Genomic DNA, 16488 nt, shown 5'->3' on the forward strand with positions numbered 1-16488 from the left:
TTATGAACTATATCAAAACAGATAAATCTAAGCCCAGAATGCATAAAAAAAGCCCCAATTTTCATTGGGGCTTTACATATAGATTTAAATATTACTTCAATTTCTTTTTGATTGCTACTTCATGGTAAGCTTCAATAACATCACTTATTTCGATATCATTAAATCCTTTAATTTGGATACCACAATCGTAACCTTTACTTACTTCTTTAACATCATCTTTGAATCGTTTTAAAGCAACAAGGTCACCTGTATGAACTACAACCCCATCTCTAATAACTCTAATTTTAGAAGTCCTTAAGATTTTACCATCTGTTACCATACAACCAGCGATTGAACCTACTTTAGAAATTTTGAAAATCTCACGGATTTCTGCAGTTCCTAAAACTTCTTCTTTCATTTCAGGAGCTAACATTCCTTCCATCGCATCTTTCAAGTCATCGATTGCTGCGTAGATGATAGAATAGTAACGGATATCGATTTCTTCTTTATCAGCAAGCTGTCTTGCGTTTCCAGCAGGACGAACGTTAAATCCGATAATGATCGCATCTGATGCCGAAGCTAACATAACGTCAGTTTCTGTAATTGCACCAACTCCTTTATGTATGATATTAATTTGAATTTCTTCAGTAGAAAGTTTAGAGAACGAATCTGATAACGCTTCAACAGATCCGTCAACGTCTCCTTTAAGGATTACGTTCAATTCTTTAAACTGACCAAGAGCGATACGTCGTCCAATTTCGTCAAGTGTAATATGACGCTGAGTACGTACAGATTGTTCACGCATTAATTGAGAACGTTTAGATGCAATTTGTTTTGCTTCTTTTTCATCTTCAAATACATTAAACTTATCACCCGCTGTTGCTGCTCCATCTAAACCTAAAACAGATACTGGAGTCGAAGGGCCTGCTTCTAAAACAATGTGCCCTCTTTCATCATGCATCGCCTTAACTTTACCATGGTGTTTTCCTGCAAGCATATAATCTCCAACTTTCAGCGTTCCGTGCTGTACTAAAATTGTTGATACATATCCTTTTCCTTTATCTAAGAAAGCTTCAACAACAGTTCCCTGAGCCGCTTTATTTGGATTAGATTTTAAATCTAAGATTTCAGCTTCTAATAAAACTTTCTCTAATAATTCTTTTACTCCTGTTCCAACTTTTGCAGAAATATCATGTGACTGAATTTTTCCACCCCAATCTTCAACAAGTAAATTCATACTAGCCAAACGTTCTTTGATTTTCTCAACATTAGCATTTGGTTTATCAATTTTATTGATTGCAAATATAATTGGCACTCCCGCAGCTTGTGCGTGAGAAATTGCTTCTTTTGTTTGCGGCATGATATCATCATCCGCCGCTACTACGATAATAGCTATATCGGTAACTTGAGCTCCACGTGCACGCATCGCGGTAAACGCCTCGTGACCCGGTGTATCTAAGAATGCGATTTTTTGACCGTTATCAAGAGTTACTCCATAAGCTCCAATGTGTTGTGTAATACCTCCAGACTCACCAGCGATAACATTTTCTTTACGAATATAATCCAGTAAAGATGTTTTACCGTGATCGACGTGACCCATTACAGTAACAATTGGTGCTCTAGTAACTAAATCTTCTTCTTTATCTTCAACAACCTCGATTGCTTCTTCGATGTCTACTGTAATAAACTCAACTTCATAACCAAATTCATCCGCAACAATAGTTAATGTTTCAGCATCTAAACGCTGATTCATTGTTACCATGATTCCAAGAGACATACAAGTTCCAATTACTTTAGTAATCGGCACATCCATCATGATCGCAATTTCACCTACTGTAACGAATTCTGTAACTTTAATCGTTTTACTTCCTTCGTCAAGAGCTCTTTGCTCGTCATCAGATTTCTGACGGTGCGTTTCTCTCTTATCTCTTCTGTATTTAGCGGCTTTAGATTTACCACCTTTACCTTGAAGTTTTTCAAGAGTTTCTCTAATTTGGTTTTTTACTTCCTCCTCAGTAGGCTCCACTTTTGCAACAATTGCAGGGCGGTTTCCTTTTACAAAACCTGGTCTTGCGCTTCTGTTAGCATTAAAGCCTCCGCCTCCTGTATTTGGAGTAATTTTATTAGGATTTGGCGTTCCCGGCGCATTTCCTGCAGCAGGTTTTGGCGCACCCGGCGCACCAGGTTTAGGAGCGATTCTTTTACGCTTATTTTTATTAGCGTTATTATTATTTCCGGCTCCCGGAACTCCAGGTTTATTTGGAGTAATTTTCGGTTCTTCCTTCTTTTTCTTAGGTTTGTTAAATTGAGATAAGTCAATTGTCTGCCCAGTAAGAGTAGTTCCTGATAATTTTTGATATTGAGTAGTGATCGTTTCTTCCGCAGTTGCAGGGTCAGTTGAAACAATTGGCTCCTGAGCTGTTTTAGAATTCTCAGCTTTCACTTCTTTTTTCTCTGTAATAATTGGTTTTTCCACCTTTTTCTCTTCAGCTACTACAGGAGCAACAGGCTCTGATGGTGCAGTTTCTTTTTGAACAGGTTTTTCTGTTTGAGATGGAGTAACAGTTTTAGGCTCTTCAGTCTTAACTGGTTCTTCTGGGGCAACAGCAGGTTTTTTTGGATTTAAATCAATTTTACCAACTTGAACAGGTCCGGTAACAACAGCTCTCGCTTTGATGATTTCTTGTTGTTTCTGACGCTCTTCGTCTTGTCTGCGTTTGTCCTCAATTTCTTTCTCGCGCTCAACACGCAATGCTTCTTTTTCTTTTCTCTTCTCTTCCCCTACTTCTTTAGAAGCTTCCTTATTCCCCTTATCGCCCGCAAATTGGCTTTGCAGGATATTAAATTCACTGTCAGAAATTTTAGCATTTGGATTTGCATCAATAGCAATTCCCTTATCTTTTAGATAATCAACAGCTCTTTCTAACGAGATATTTAATTCCCTTAAAACCTTGTTTATTCTTATTACTCTCTCTTCAGACATATAACCTTTTTATTATTACCTTTTTCGTTGTGTTGTTAGAGCAGATAATTAGTTATCAAACTCTTCTTTTAGTATTTTCATAACGTCAAGAATAGTTTCCTCTTCTAAATCCGTTCTTCTTACTAAATCTTCTACTTCTTGTTTTAAGATACTTTTTGCAGTATCTAAACCTATTTTAGCAAATTCTTCAATTACCCAGTCTTCGATTTCATCTGAGAACTCTGTTAATTCAACATCGTCTTCATCTGCCGTTGCACCTGCAACATCTCCTTCACGAATAACATCTAATTCGTAACCTGTTAGCTGACCTGCTAATTTAATATTGTGACCTCCTCTACCAATTGCTTTAGAAACTTCTTCTAATTTCAAGAATACTTCAGCTCTTTTGTTTTCTTCATCAATTTTGATAGAAGAAACTTTAGCAGGGCTTAATGCTCTTGTAATAAACAATTGAATATTGTTTGTATAGTTGATTACGTCAATATTTTCGTTTCCTAATTCACGAACGATTCCGTGAATACGAGATCCTTTCATACCAACACACGCTCCAACAGGATCAATTCTGTCATCGTAAGAGTCTACAGCAACTTTTGCTTTTTCTCCCGGGATACGTACTACATTTTTAACTGTAATCAAACCGTCAAATACTTCAGGAATTTCTTGTTCAAATAATTTTTCTAAAAACTTCTCCGAAGTTCTAGACATAATAATTTGTGGTTTGTTTCCTTTTAATTCAACGCTTTCAATGATTCCACGAACATTATCTCCCTTACGGAAAAAGTCAGATGGAATTTGTTTTTCTTTTGGAAGCACAATTTCGTTTCCTTCATCGTCAACTAAAATAACAACTCTTGGACGCACGTGGTGCACTTCGGCAGTATAAATATCACCAATAATATCTTTAAATTGCTTGTAAAGATTTGTATTATCGTGTTCGTGAATTTTAGATATTAAGTTTTGACGCAAAGCTAAAATAGCTCTTCTTCCTAAATCAATCAATTTTACCTCTTCAGAAACCTCTTCACCAATTTCAAAATCCGCTTCGATCATTCTTGCTTCAGTCAAAGTAATTTCTTCATTTTCAAAATCAAGATCTTCGTCAGCAACGATAACTCTTCTTCTCCATATCTCCATATCTCCTTTATCAGGATTTATAATGATATCGAAATTATCATCAGAACCGTATTTTTTCTTCAATGCATTTCTAAACACGTCCTCTAAAATTGCCATAAGCGTTACACGATCAATAAGTTTATTGTCTTTAAACTCTGAGAATGAATCGATTAATGCTAAATTTTCCATGCGAATTCTTTAATTAAAATGTTACTGTAACAACTGCCTCTTTAATTTCTGTATAAGGTATCTGTTGTTCTTTTTGAACTGTTTCTTTTCCTTTTCCTACTTTTTTCGGTTCTCTTGCCTCCCAAGACAAAATTATAAAAACATCGTTAGCTTCTACTAATTCTGCTTCAATTTTTTCATTATTTGTAGTAACAATCAACGTTCTACCAATATTTTTCTTGTATTGTCTTATTAATTTTAAAGGAGAACCTACTCCAACTGATGCTACTTCAAGTGAAAAATCCTGTTCTTCACGATCCAGATTATTCTCGATTGCACGACTAATATCAATACAATCCTGAAGCGCAACTCCATTATCTCCGTCTAAACCTACACTAATTTTAAAAGAATCTGAAACCGCAAGATCAATCAAAAAGATCGACGGCTTTTCCAGAAGAGCTTCTGTAATTAATTTGTTTACTTTTTCCTTAAATGTCATAATTTTATAAAAAGAGGGGACAATTAGTCCCCTCATTATTTAGATTTTAATAAATAACGGTGCAAATATAGTGATTTTTTTATAAATCAAATAAATAGATTGCTCTAAAAATATTTCTTATCTTTATAGTAGCGTTCAAAAACACATTATTCTAATAATTTAACCCGAAAATTATGAAACGAATTTTAGTACCTACTGATTTTTCAGAACATGCAGAACACGCCTTAAAAATCGCAGCTCAAATTGCAAAAAAAAACGATTCTGAAATCATTATTTTACATATGCTCGAATTCCCGCATCAATCCAATGATGCAATATTTGGAGGTGTAAGTATTCCCGAAACTATGCTTTTTATGCAAAAAGCAAACGAAACTCTTGACACAATCTCACAAAGCTCTTTTCTTGATGGAATTCAGGTCACGGAAGTTGTAAAAATGGACAAACCAATTCACGGTATTACTCAAGTAAGCAAGGACTACAATATTGATTTAATTATTATGGGCTCACACGGCTCTACCGGAGTTGAAGAATTACTAATTGGCTCAAATACCGAAAAAGTAGTGAGAAATTCTGAAATTCCTGTTTTGGTAATCAAAAAAGACATTTCAGATTTTAACGTTCAGAATATTGTTTTTGCTTCTGATTTCACAGAAGAAACCAAAAAACCGTTTGAAAAACTTTTAAACGTTACTAAATCATTTGACGCAAAACTACACCTAGTCACCATTTGCACACCAAACAGCTTTAAACCAACACATGTAATCGAAAAAGCAATTAATGATTTTACCAGTCATTTCAATCTTACAAATTACGATACGCACATTTACAACGATACTAATATTGAAAAAGGAATTATCAATTTCTCCAACAGCATAAATGCCGATATTATTGGAATGTGTACTCACGGAAGAACTGGTTTTGCACATTTCTTTAACGGAAGCATAAGCGAAGGCTTAGTAAATCATGCGGTAAAACCTGTTATTACCTTAAAAATTTAAACCAAAATCCCAATGAAGAAATAATGGTTCAAATAATTCATCAAACGCACTCATTATCTTTGTTTAAATTTTAAAGCACAAAGATGAGCAATGTGACAATGAGAAAAGTTTTCTAATTGAGGAAAAAAGCAGCCAAAATAAAGAATAATAAAACACTTAAATGTCAACAGCTATCAGTCTATAGATTGCCTGAATCCGAGACATTTAAGGCAAATATTTATTAGAATTCTAAAGCTCAAATACGACACTTCCCCTTCCATTACGCCAAACTTTTGTAGCGAGCCTTTGTTTCTTGTTCGTCATTAACATACTCTAAAATGTCACCTGGCTGACATTCTAATACATTACAAATCGTCTCCAAAGTGCTAAATCTAATTGCCTTTGCTTTTCCTGTCTTTAATATGGAAAGGTTCGATAAAGTCAATCCAACTTTATCAGAAAGTTCATTAAGCGACATTTTTCGTTTAGCCATTACAACGTCTAAATTTACTATAATTGCCATAGATTAAACAGTTAAATCATTTTCGTTTTGAATATCTACTCCTTTTTTAAAAATAGTCGCAATAATATAGATTACAGCTCCCATTAAAATAAATGCTTGACTGTCTGCCCAAAATTGATTTAGATTATCAGTAACAAAACCGTGATGTATTAAATTTTTAGCTAACTGCCTGGCAATGTAACTTAATAGTCCAATTGAAAAGGTGTAATAACTGATTTGTGAAATTTGTCTCGCAACAAAAGTGTTGAACGGTTTTGACAAATCCATTGTGTGCATTAATCTGATAACTATATAAAATAGACAAGCTTTTAAAATTGAAATGGTTAAAATAAAGCTATAGATACCAAAAAAAGCTAATCTACTGTCTTTATACATTTCAATTAAGTCCAACTTTTGATAAAGATTTTGGACAAATTCAGGATTATACAGGCTGAAAAAGAAATTCACTATTAAGCCTCCTGCTTCAATGCTCAAGCCGACAAAAATGAGCCAGGCCACAATATATAAGCCCCAAAATACGAAGTTGTTTGTTTTTGACATCATTGTTCAAATTTAAGTTGATATATCAAAAATAATAAAATTTTATTGATAAACAATAAAAATATATTTTTATTCAAAAAATATTCATCGAATTTAAAAAAGGGCCTTGCATTAATTTGCTGATTATTTACGTTTTGCCATCATACTTGGGAAGCACTATCATTTTATTTTATTTCAATATTATAATCTTTAAATTTATTCCATAAAAAAAGCCTCTCGATTGAGAGGCTTTTATGTTGGTCTACTAGGACTCGAACCTAGAAAGACTGCACCAAAAACAGTTGTGTTACCATTACACCATAGACCAGCAGTGCTGTTAAGCGGGTGCAAAATTAAACCTTTATTTAAATTGTGCAAATTTTTAAGCTAAATTTTTTTGCATAAAAAAAAGCCTCTCGATTGAGAGGCTTTTATGTTGGTCTACTAGGACTCGAACCTAGAAAGACTGCACCAAAAACAGTTGTGTTACCATTACACCATAGACCAGCAGTGCTGTTAAGCGAGTGCAAATTTAAGGTTTTATTTAGTTTGCGCAAACTTTTTTGTCAAAAAAAATATTTTTTTTCATTCTTTTTCATTTTAAAGTCTCGCACTTTTTCCAAAGAGCCTTATACACAATACATTAATATTTACAAATAGTTATTATAGAATTTTTTGTTAATGCTCGTTTCTTTACGTAAAAAAACATTTTCTTTGTAGGATTGAAAAACATACAAAATTTTAACACCTAAATATGGCACAATTCAATTTCAATAAATGGAATACAATTATTGGTTGGTTTGCATTTGCAATCGCTTTAATTACCTACACATTAACTGTCGAACCTACAATGAGCTTTTGGGATTGCGGCGAATATATTGCCACAGCAGCTAAACTAGAAGTTGGCCACCCTCCGGGAGCACCTTTATTCCAAATGATGGGAGCTTTCTTTGCCATGTTTGCGATAGATGCCCAGCATGTAGCCGTAATGGTAAATATGATGTCTGTTTTTTCTAGTGCATTTACAATTTTATTTATGTTTTGGTCTTCTTCTATGATTTTAAAGAAAATCGTAGCGCGTTTTGCCGAAATCGATCAAAATAACTCTATTGTTATTTTAGGAAGTTCTTTTGTTGGAGCTTTAGCCTATACTTTCTCTGACAGTTTTTGGTTTAATGCTGTCGAAGCAGAAGTTTATGCAATGGCTTCTTTATTAATCGCATTACTTTTTTGGCTGGGATTACGCTGGGAACAAGATATGGACAAGCCAAAAGGAAATAAATGGTTATTAATCATTTCTTTGGTTGTTGGTCTTTCATTTGGAGTTCACTTTATGGCGTTATTAACGATTCCGTCAATTGGATTCTTATATTATTTTAAACATTACGAAAAAGTTACCATTAAAAACTTTCTTATTGCCAATGTAGTTGTAATAGGAATTTTGTTGTTTATCTTCAAATTACTTTTGCCTTTAACGATGGCTTTCTTTGGTAAAACCGAAATTTTCATGGTAAACAGTTTAGGATTACCTTTTAATTCCGGAACTATTTTCGTGGTTTTACTTTTAATTGCTTTCTTCTATTTCGGATTAAAATTTACCAGACAAAAAGGATTGATTTTTTACAACACTATTATCCTTTGTATTCTATTTATATTAATTGGTTTTTCTACTTGGATCATGCTTCCTGTTCGTGCAAATGCCAATACCGTAATCAACGAAAACAAACCATCTGATGCTGCCGAGGTTTTAGCCTACTACAATCGTGAGCAATATGGTGTAAACCCATTATTTTATGGGCCTCAATACACTGAGGTTTTTTCCGGACTTGATGCTAATGTTCCGTATTTAGACAAAAAACCTAACTACGAAAGAGATTATAAAACAGGTAAATATGTCATTACCAACAATTATAAAAATGCAGAACAAAACAGTGATGACAATCAAAAAACGATTCTGCCAAGGATGTGGAGTACAGAAACCGGACACATTCAAAACTATATCAGTTTTACACATCCTCCTAAATTCCGAATCAATCCAGACTATAATTACGAGGATGATTTAGGAAAATATGGAATTGACCCCAGTCAATTAACGGAAGAAGAATACAACAAAGCAACAAGTCAGCTTCGTAATGAAGTAGAAAAAACAATTTCTGAATTCAGAAATGCTTACGCTCAAAAGCAAATTGACAATGAAGGTTATGTAAAATTTTTAAATAGTTATAAAGATTATTTAATTATAGAAAAACCAACTACTGGTGATAATTTCAGTTTTATGTTCGAATACCAATTTGGATATATGTACTGGAGATATTTAATGTGGAATTTTGTTGGACGTCAAAGTGATGTTCAGGGGAAATATGACAATTTAGATGGAAACTGGATTAGCGGAATCAAAGTTCTTGACTCTATACATTTAGGTTCTCAGGATAAATTACCATCTGATGTTTTAAACAACAAAGGACGTAATGTTTACTATTTCCTTCCTTTCATCTTAGGTGTAATCGGAATAATGTATCATGCTAATAAAGACCTTAAAAGTTTTTATGTTCTTTTAGCCTTATTCTTATTTACGGGAATTGCCTTAAAAATCTATTTGAACGAAAGGCCTTTTGAACCTCGTGAAAGGGATTATGCACTGGTTGGATCGTTCTATGTCTTTGCCATCTGGATTGGCTTTGGAGTTTATTCTTTATATGAAAGTATTCAGAAATATATTGCTCCAAAAATTGCCGGGCCAGCTATTATTGCAGTAAGTTTATTGGCCGCGCCGGTTTTAATGGCTTCTCAAAACTGGGACGATCACGACAGATCAAACCGATATACTGCGGTTGCAATGGCAAAAGCATATTTAAGTTCGTGTGATAAGGATGCTATTTTATTTACTATTGGAGACAACGATACGTTCCCGCTTTGGTATGCTCAGGAAATCGAGCATTTTAGAACCGATGTTAAGATTGTAAATACAAGTCTTTTCATGACAGATTGGTATATCGATCAAATGAAAGCAAAATCATATGAATCTGAAGCTTTACCAATATCATTTACGCATGATCAATATGTTGGGGATAAGTTAGATTATGTAGCTCATATTCCGAAGATTGAAACACGTTGGAACATTAAAGATTTCCTTGATTTTATTAAAAATCCGAAATCAACTGTAGGTTTACAAAACGGACAAACAATTCACTTTTATCCAACAAATAAAATTAGAGTGAATGTTGACAAAAACATCATTCTTAAAAATAAGGTTGTGAATCCTAAATATAATGATTCAATTGTTCCATATATGGATATTGACATTAAAGGAAGCGCGCTTTATAAAAACAGATTAATGATGCTGGATATTTTGGCTAATAATAACTGGAAACGTCCAATTTATTTTAGCGGTGGTGCTTTTGATGATGAAGATTATTTATGGTTGAAAGACTATCTGCAATTAGACGGTATGGTTTATAAATTAGTTCCTGTTAGAAACGTACCTTCTAAAGATGGCGGACCAATGGATATGGGACAAATTGATGCCGATAAAATGTATGATATCGTAATGAAATGGGATTGGGGTAACAGCGAAAGCGAAAAAATCTATCATGATCCTGAAACCAGAAGAAACAGTATTACTTACCGTACGAACTTGTCTCGTTTAGTAGATGAACTTATTGCCGAAGGTAAAATCGACAAAGCTAAAAACGTAATTAATTTAGCAATGACAAAAATGCCATTGGATAAATTTGGCTACTATTCTCTAGTGGAGCCATTTGCAGGCGGATATTATAAAGTAGGAGAAACAGCTAAAGCGCATGATTTATTAGATAAACTGGTAAATAAATACAAAGAAAATCTAAACTATTACGCTACGCTACCTCCAACTGACCAAACGGATCTGGCAATGGATATTATTACAGATATTGAGCGTTACAGAAGTTTACTTCATGTTATGAGAGAAAATAAAGACAAAGCTTTCTACGAAAAACATAAAACAGTATTTAATACTTATGTAAATGTTTTTGAACGTTTTGGACGCGAAAAAGAATAATAATATACGAAAAATATATTGATTAAAAAAATGCAGTGCTTCTTGATAAAAAGCGCTGCATTTTTTATTTTTACGTAGATATAAATAAAATCAAAATGAGCTTTTATTGGGTAAAAACTAATTCATTTATTAAAAAGGTGTTTTCTAAATATTGTTGGGATATTCCAAACAACGAAAAGAAAATATACTTAACGTTTGATGACGGCCCAACCCCAGAGATTACAGACTGGGTTTTATCTGAACTTAAAAAGTTTGATGCAAAAGCTACTTTTTTCTGTATTGGAAAAAATATTAAAGCCAATTTATCTTTATTCGAAAAATTAATCACAGACGGTCATTGTATTGGAAACCATACCATGAACCATGTAAATGGATGGAAAATACATACCAATGATTATATCGAAAATGTAAATAACTGCGCCAAGATTTTAGAAGAAGAAATAAAACCAAACAATTTAATATTTCGTCCGCCTTACGGGAAAATTAAAAAAGCGCAATCAAAGATTTTACGAAAACTTGGCTATAAAATAATAATGTGGGATGTTTTAAGTGCCGATTTCGACCAAAGTATAACTCCTGAAAAATGCCTTGAAAATGTTACTAAAAATGTAAAATCAGGAAGTGTAATTGTATTTCATGACAGCATAAAAGCGTCGCCAAATTTAAAATTTGCCTTACCAAAAACGCTGCATTTTTTAAAAGAGAATGGATATAAGTTTGATATTATTCATTAGAAAATCAGAATAGTATCTTATTTCAGAAGTTTTTTATACGTCGAATTGATCCTGAACAATTCCGATAAGTGTATTTGCATCAAGTTCTCCGGATTGTCTCCAGATCATTTGTCCTTCTTTGTAAATCATTAAAGTCGGAAGTCCTTTAATTCGTAATGCTTCGGCCAGTTCCTGATTTTTATCAACATCAATTTTAATTACCTTCGCTTTGTCTCCAAGCGCAGCCGCAACATCCTTTATTACCGGATGCATCAATACTGATGATTCGTTCCAATCTGTGTAGAAGTCAATTAACACCGGAACCTGAGCATTTATAAGTTCTCCAAATTTTGACATAAAACCAAAAATTTAATTCTTTTAATCTATTAAAAAGATATAATTAATACAAATGTAGCATTTTTAACGAATTAAGCCACATTCTTACCTTTTTTTAGTTCAATAACCGTGATTTCAGGCATAATTCCAACTCGTCCAGGATAAGCATGAAAACCAAATCCGCGGTTCACATAAACATATCTTCCGGCTTCTTCATAAAGTCCTGCCCATTGTTTATAAATGTATTGCGCCAGACTCCATTTAAAATATCCCGGAATTTCAATTCCAAACTGCATTCCGTGCGTGTGGCCAGATAAAGTTAGATGAAAGTTTTTAGGATCTTTTTTTACTTCATATTCCCAATGGCTTGGATCATGGCTCATTAAAACTTTAAAATCAGTTTCCTGAAGTCCCTGTGAAGCTTTCTTCAAATCTCCGGCCTTTTTAAAATTCTGCCCCCAGTTTTCGACACCAACTAAAGCAATTTTATCTGCACCTTTTTGAATGTATTTATTTTCATTCAGCATCAAATCAAAACCTATTTTGCCATAAAGATTTTTGATTTCTGCAAAGTTCTCATCTTTTTCTTTTTCAGAAGGCCAAGTCACGTATTCTCCGTAATCATGATTTCCTAAAACCGCAAATTTTCCGTATTTATAATCTTTAATCCTGCTAAAAGTTTCCAGCCACGGATGCATTTCTTTTGCATGCGTATTTACAATATCTCCGGTAAACAAAATCATATCTGATTCCTGTTCATTAATCAAATCGATTGCATAATTAATTTTATCAGGATTATCAAAACTTCCGCTGTGAACATCAGAAATCTGTGTTATTTTAAAACCATCAAATTCATCTGGAAGATCTGGAAAAAAGATTGTCTGCTTGAATACTTTAAAATTATATTTTCCTTCGAAAATTCCGTAAATCAAAGATAAAAACGGAACCGCTGCCAATCCTAAAGCAATCTGACTAACAAACTTACGTCTGTCTGGCATCATTTCTTTTCTAGGCGCATTGTACATGCAGTAGTTTAATATACTGGCGCCAATTCTAAAAATATCTTCTCCAAACATTATAAGTGTAAGCACAATTTTAGGAACGTAAACCAACAACATTAATCCCATTGTAAACATGGTTTGTTTGGTTTGCCCAACAGAACGGTCAAATTGCGTAAAAGAATATATAATGAAAACTAAAAGCAGTACACTAATAATTTGATAGCTGATCAATACCCATCTTAATTTGATTAAAGTACGAAAGGCTTGATATGAATAGAACTCAATAAATAGAAAAAGAGCACATAGAATTACAAAACGAAGGATCATTTATTTACAGTTTTAAGCAAAGTAACAAAGAATGAATATTCTATCGCTTTTTATTATCAAAAATTTAACTCAAATAATAGCAAAAGCCGATAGATTTCTCTATCAGCTTTTGCAGCCAAATTATTTAAAACCTTTAGTCTACAACAAAGTTTATTCAATAAACTTATATCGTGTTATTTTTGAGCTTTTGCCGCCTCTGGCTTAGCTTCTGCTTTTTTAGCTTTTTTATCAGCTTTTTTCTCTTTTTTAGTCGCTTTTGCTTCTTTTGCAGGAGTTTCTTTTACTGGAGTTGTTTGAGCATTTACCATTGCAGTTGTTCCTAAAACTGCTGCCGCTAATAAAATTAATTTTTTCATGATTCAAGATTTAATGATTACTATTTCTTTATTTATAGCTCAAAGATAGAATCAGTAAATGAAGACAAAATGAAGATTGAACCAATCTGAAAAAATTAACTTTTAATTGTGTTTCTGAGTTTCCGGAAACAATAAAGTAAAAGTTGTCCCTTCGTTTATAAGAGAATTAACTTTAATTTCTATATGATGAAAAACAGCAATACTCTTAGCAATGGCAAGGCCTAACCCCTGCCCTTCCTGGTCTGAACTTACTCTGGCAAATCGGTTGAAGATATTTTCGATTTGCGATTCGTTTAAACCAATACCAAAATCTGTAATGGAAATAAAATATTGATTTTGCAAAAAACCATCAGAAACAATAATACTTCCGTCCGGCTTATTATACTTTATGGCATTCGTTACTAAATTATAAATCAGAATATGAATTAAAGTTTTGTTTCCTCTAAAAGCAAAATCATGTTCCATTTTATTAACGAACTCAATTCCTTTATCGTCAATACGATCCTGCAGGTCTTCCTGCAAATCCTTTATTATTTCCTGAAAACTGATATTTTCGTTGGCCGCATATTGATTGTTTTCGATTCGGGAAATCAGCAGTAAATTATTGATAATTTTTTTCAGCATATCGAGCGTTTTCAATAAACCTGCGATTTTATCCACCGCATTGTCATCTAAAGAATCATTTTGCAATAAATTCTCCAGCTTGTTTTTCAATAAAGCAATTGGAGTTAAAAGCTCGTGCGAAACATTCGATATAAACTGTTTTTCTTTTTTAAAAAGTTCTGCTATACGATTCATCATTTGGTTTAAAACCAAATCTAATTCCCTAAAATCCCTCGATTTTGCCTTTATTGGCGTATGATCAAAAACCTCCGGTTCGTTGACCCGCCTTATTTTAGTATCAATAATTTTATAAAATGGTTTCAGTAAATATTCGATATAAAAAGTATCTGCCAAAAAGGTGACCAAAAGAATAATAACTAAAACGATTATGATAAAAAGCTTTATAATAAAAGTAAGGTCTTTTACTTCGCTTAAACTGCTCCCAATTTCGAGTTGATATTCCTCATTTTGATAACTAAAATGATGCTGCAGAATTCGGTATTCATTTTCTTCGCCTTCAATGATTCGGTATTCATTACTGAAAGAAGTTTTCTTTTGATGTGGTTTTATAGGAACTCTAGAAAGAACCAAAAATTCGCTGTGAAGTGTAGAAAACTGGGAATAGGTTTCGGTCGAATCATCTTCATTTTCGATAAAATCATTAATTTCCTGCTGATTTAAATGATCGATAAATTTCTTTTTCTTTTCGATTAATCCGTTATTAATGTGCCTGTAAACCACATTTTCAACCAAAATAGGAAGCATGAGCCATAAAACCAAAATCACCAACAATCTTGTTAGTGCATTAAATATGGCCAATTGATGTTTTATCTTCACAAAAATCTATTTATTCATTAATACGATAACCGACATTTCGAACGGTTTCAAACCAATCAATCGAAGTATGTTTGTCTAATTTTTTTCGAAGGTTACGAACATGTACATCTATAAAATTAGAATCGGAGTTTACCTCCAGAATATCGCCCCAAATATGTTCCGTTAATTGCAGTCTTGTAATTACCCGGTTTTTATTCAAAACCAAATATTGAAAAATATCAAATTCTTTTTTGGTCAAACTTAAAGGAACATCATCAAAACTCACTTTATAATCCTGAAGCTGCAGTAAAAATCCGTGAATACTTAAATTGTTTAAAGTAAAACCATGAATACGACGGATTACCGCAAATAATCTTGCAGCCAGTTCGGTTAGAGCAAAAGGTTTCGTTAAATAATCATCGGCACCAAGGTGAAGTCCGTTAATCCTGTCGTCCAATTCTCCGCGGGCCGTAAGTACAATTACCGCAATTTTTGATTTTGTTTTTCGAATGGTCTGCAAAACCTCAAAACCATCTCCGTCTGGCAAACCAAGATCAAGCAGCATCGCATCATAATCATTGCTTGCAAATTCTTCGAGAGCATCGGCGCAGTTGTTTGCTATTTTACAAATATAACCCGCATTGCACAAAAAGTCATAAACCTCTACTGCAAGTTCTTTATTATCCTCAACAATTAAAACATTCATAAAAAAGGCATTTAAACGCAACTAAAATTAATCAATTATCAAAAGTCCAGTTACGTGTTATTAAAAAATTAACGAATAAAAAAAGCTGACAAATTTCTTCATCAGCTTTCTTCAATCGCATTCATCATAATCATTATTCCTGTTTTGCCTCCGTTACAATGTTTCGAAAACAAAACGAGAGTAATTCTTATTTTTTCACGGTTGCAGCTTCTTCTTTTGGAGCTTCAGCTTTTGCCTTTTTGTTTCCTTTATGATGGTGTTTTGTAGCTTTAACTTCTTTTGCAGGCGCCGCCTGAGCTGGAGTTGTTTGAGCATTTACCATTGCAGTTGTTCCTAAAACCGCTACCGCTAATAACATTAATTTTTTCATAACTTTTATTTTTTAAATTAACCAACCTTTTATTCTAAATTATTTTTTTGCTTATTTTTTCGCTTTTGCTGTTTCTGCTTTTGGAGCTTCACCTTTTACTGATTTTGTTTTTTTATCAGTTTTGCTTTTTGGGTGTTTTGTCGCTTTTACTTCTTTTGCAGGAACTGTTTTACCATCTTTTGCAGGAAACGCATGAACCATTGCACTTGTTCCTAAAACTGCTGTTAATACCATCAATAAATTTCTCATGATTTCTAAGATTTAAATTAATTACCTTTTATTTTACAGATCAAAATTACCCTCGCAACATGAAGACAAAATGAAGAAATCCCTGAATAAAAAAAATTAACTTGACATTAACTATTGGCTGGTTTTTGAACCATATAAGCTATATAAGTTCATTTAAATATTCACCTTAATAATATTCATCATAAATAGGAGACGCACTGCAGTGCGCCTCTAC

Annotated in this window: 15 protein-coding genes and 2 tRNA genes; 3 read left to right on the forward strand and 14 right to left on the reverse strand. The window is 33.2% G+C overall.

Going from position 1 to position 16488, the window contains the following annotated elements:
* Positions 1 to 91: 91 nt before the first annotated feature.
* Genes infB through rimP form a run of 3 tightly spaced genes read right to left on the reverse strand, consistent with a single transcriptional unit; the run spans position 92 to position 4742 of the window.
* Entirely contained in the window at positions 92 to 2962 is a 2871-nt protein-coding gene (gene infB / locus BUE10_RS05420) for a translation initiation factor IF-2 (RefSeq protein ID WP_073483102.1), read from the reverse strand.
* Between the two features lie 48 nt (positions 2963 to 3010).
* Positions 3011 to 4264, reverse strand: coding sequence for a transcription termination factor NusA (gene nusA, locus BUE10_RS05425; protein ID WP_053474392.1), 1254 nt, complete (start codon positions 4262 to 4264; stop codon positions 3011 to 3013).
* Between the two features lie 13 nt (positions 4265 to 4277).
* Positions 4278 to 4742: a ribosome assembly cofactor RimP gene (gene rimP / locus BUE10_RS05430; protein WP_073484159.1), complete on the reverse strand. Its 465-nt coding sequence runs from the start codon at positions 4740 to 4742 to the stop codon at positions 4278 to 4280.
* A gap of 173 nt (positions 4743 to 4915) precedes the next feature.
* Between rimP and BUE10_RS05435 the strand changes: the two genes are divergently transcribed.
* Positions 4916 to 5740, forward strand: coding sequence for a universal stress protein (locus BUE10_RS05435; protein ID WP_073483103.1), 825 nt, complete (start codon positions 4916 to 4918; stop codon positions 5738 to 5740).
* Positions 5741 to 5999: 259 nt separating this feature from the next.
* Here the strand turns inward: BUE10_RS05435 and BUE10_RS05440 are convergent, their stop codons facing one another.
* The 4 genes from BUE10_RS05440 to BUE10_RS05455 all read right to left on the reverse strand — a co-directional run bounded on the left by BUE10_RS05440 (position 6000) and on the right by BUE10_RS05455 (position 7268).
* Positions 6000 to 6242, reverse strand: coding sequence for a helix-turn-helix domain-containing protein (locus BUE10_RS05440; RefSeq protein ID WP_073483105.1), 243 nt, complete (start codon positions 6240 to 6242; stop codon positions 6000 to 6002).
* A 3-nt stretch (positions 6243 to 6245) separates the two neighbouring features.
* The gene (locus BUE10_RS05445; RefSeq protein WP_234984716.1) at positions 6246 to 6785 is read right to left on the reverse strand and encodes a DUF2975 domain-containing protein; all 540 of its coding nucleotides are present in this window, start codon (positions 6783 to 6785) and stop codon (positions 6246 to 6248) included.
* 233 nt (positions 6786 to 7018) lie between these two features.
* Positions 7019 to 7089 (reverse strand) — tRNA-Gln (locus BUE10_RS05450).
* Positions 7090 to 7197: 108 nt separating this feature from the next.
* Positions 7198 to 7268 (reverse strand) — tRNA-Gln (locus tag BUE10_RS05455).
* Positions 7269 to 7515: 247 nt separating this feature from the next.
* On the opposite strand from BUE10_RS05455, the gene BUE10_RS05460 reads away from it, so the two are divergent.
* Together BUE10_RS05460 and BUE10_RS05465 are read left to right on the forward strand one after the other, a co-directional pair.
* Positions 7516 to 10797: a glycosyltransferase family 117 protein gene (locus tag BUE10_RS05460; RefSeq protein ID WP_073483109.1), complete on the forward strand. Its 3282-nt coding sequence runs from the start codon at positions 7516 to 7518 to the stop codon at positions 10795 to 10797.
* A 95-nt stretch (positions 10798 to 10892) separates the two neighbouring features.
* On the forward strand, positions 10893 to 11531 hold the full coding sequence (locus tag BUE10_RS05465; RefSeq protein WP_073483111.1) for a polysaccharide deacetylase family protein: 639 nt from the start codon (positions 10893 to 10895) through the stop codon (positions 11529 to 11531).
* Positions 11532 to 11564: 33 nt separating this feature from the next.
* Here the strand turns inward: BUE10_RS05465 and BUE10_RS05470 are convergent, their stop codons facing one another.
* The 7 genes from BUE10_RS05470 to BUE10_RS05500 form a co-directional block, all read right to left on the reverse strand.
* Positions 11565 to 11867 carry a thioredoxin family protein gene (locus BUE10_RS05470; RefSeq protein ID WP_053474396.1) on the reverse strand — a complete coding sequence of 101 codons (303 nt, stop codon included), beginning with the start codon at positions 11865 to 11867 and terminating at the stop codon, positions 11565 to 11567.
* 71 nt (positions 11868 to 11938) lie between these two features.
* Entirely contained in the window at positions 11939 to 13174 is a 1236-nt protein-coding gene (locus tag BUE10_RS05475; protein ID WP_073483113.1) for a metallophosphoesterase, read from the reverse strand.
* A gap of 173 nt (positions 13175 to 13347) precedes the next feature.
* Positions 13348 to 13530: a hypothetical protein gene (locus tag BUE10_RS05480; RefSeq protein ID WP_073483115.1), complete on the reverse strand. Its 183-nt coding sequence runs from the start codon at positions 13528 to 13530 to the stop codon at positions 13348 to 13350.
* 102 nt (positions 13531 to 13632) lie between these two features.
* Positions 13633 to 14970 (reverse strand): sensor histidine kinase, encoded by a 1338-nt coding sequence (locus tag BUE10_RS05485; RefSeq protein ID WP_234984717.1) that lies wholly within the window; start codon positions 14968 to 14970, stop codon positions 13633 to 13635.
* 10 nt (positions 14971 to 14980) lie between these two features.
* Positions 14981 to 15655 (reverse strand): response regulator transcription factor, encoded by a 675-nt coding sequence (locus tag BUE10_RS05490; protein WP_073483118.1) that lies wholly within the window; start codon positions 15653 to 15655, stop codon positions 14981 to 14983.
* A gap of 187 nt (positions 15656 to 15842) precedes the next feature.
* A complete protein-coding gene (locus BUE10_RS05495; protein WP_073483120.1) occupies positions 15843 to 16025 on the reverse strand; it encodes a hypothetical protein in 183 nt (60 codons plus the stop codon).
* A gap of 51 nt (positions 16026 to 16076) precedes the next feature.
* Positions 16077 to 16274, reverse strand: coding sequence for a hypothetical protein (locus BUE10_RS05500; protein WP_073483122.1), 198 nt, complete (start codon positions 16272 to 16274; stop codon positions 16077 to 16079).
* Between the last annotated feature and the right edge of the window lie 214 nt (positions 16275 to 16488).

The sequence above is a fragment of the Flavobacterium sp. CF108 genome (genome assembly GCF_900129795.1).
Taxonomy (GTDB): domain Bacteria; phylum Bacteroidota; class Bacteroidia; order Flavobacteriales; family Flavobacteriaceae; genus Flavobacterium.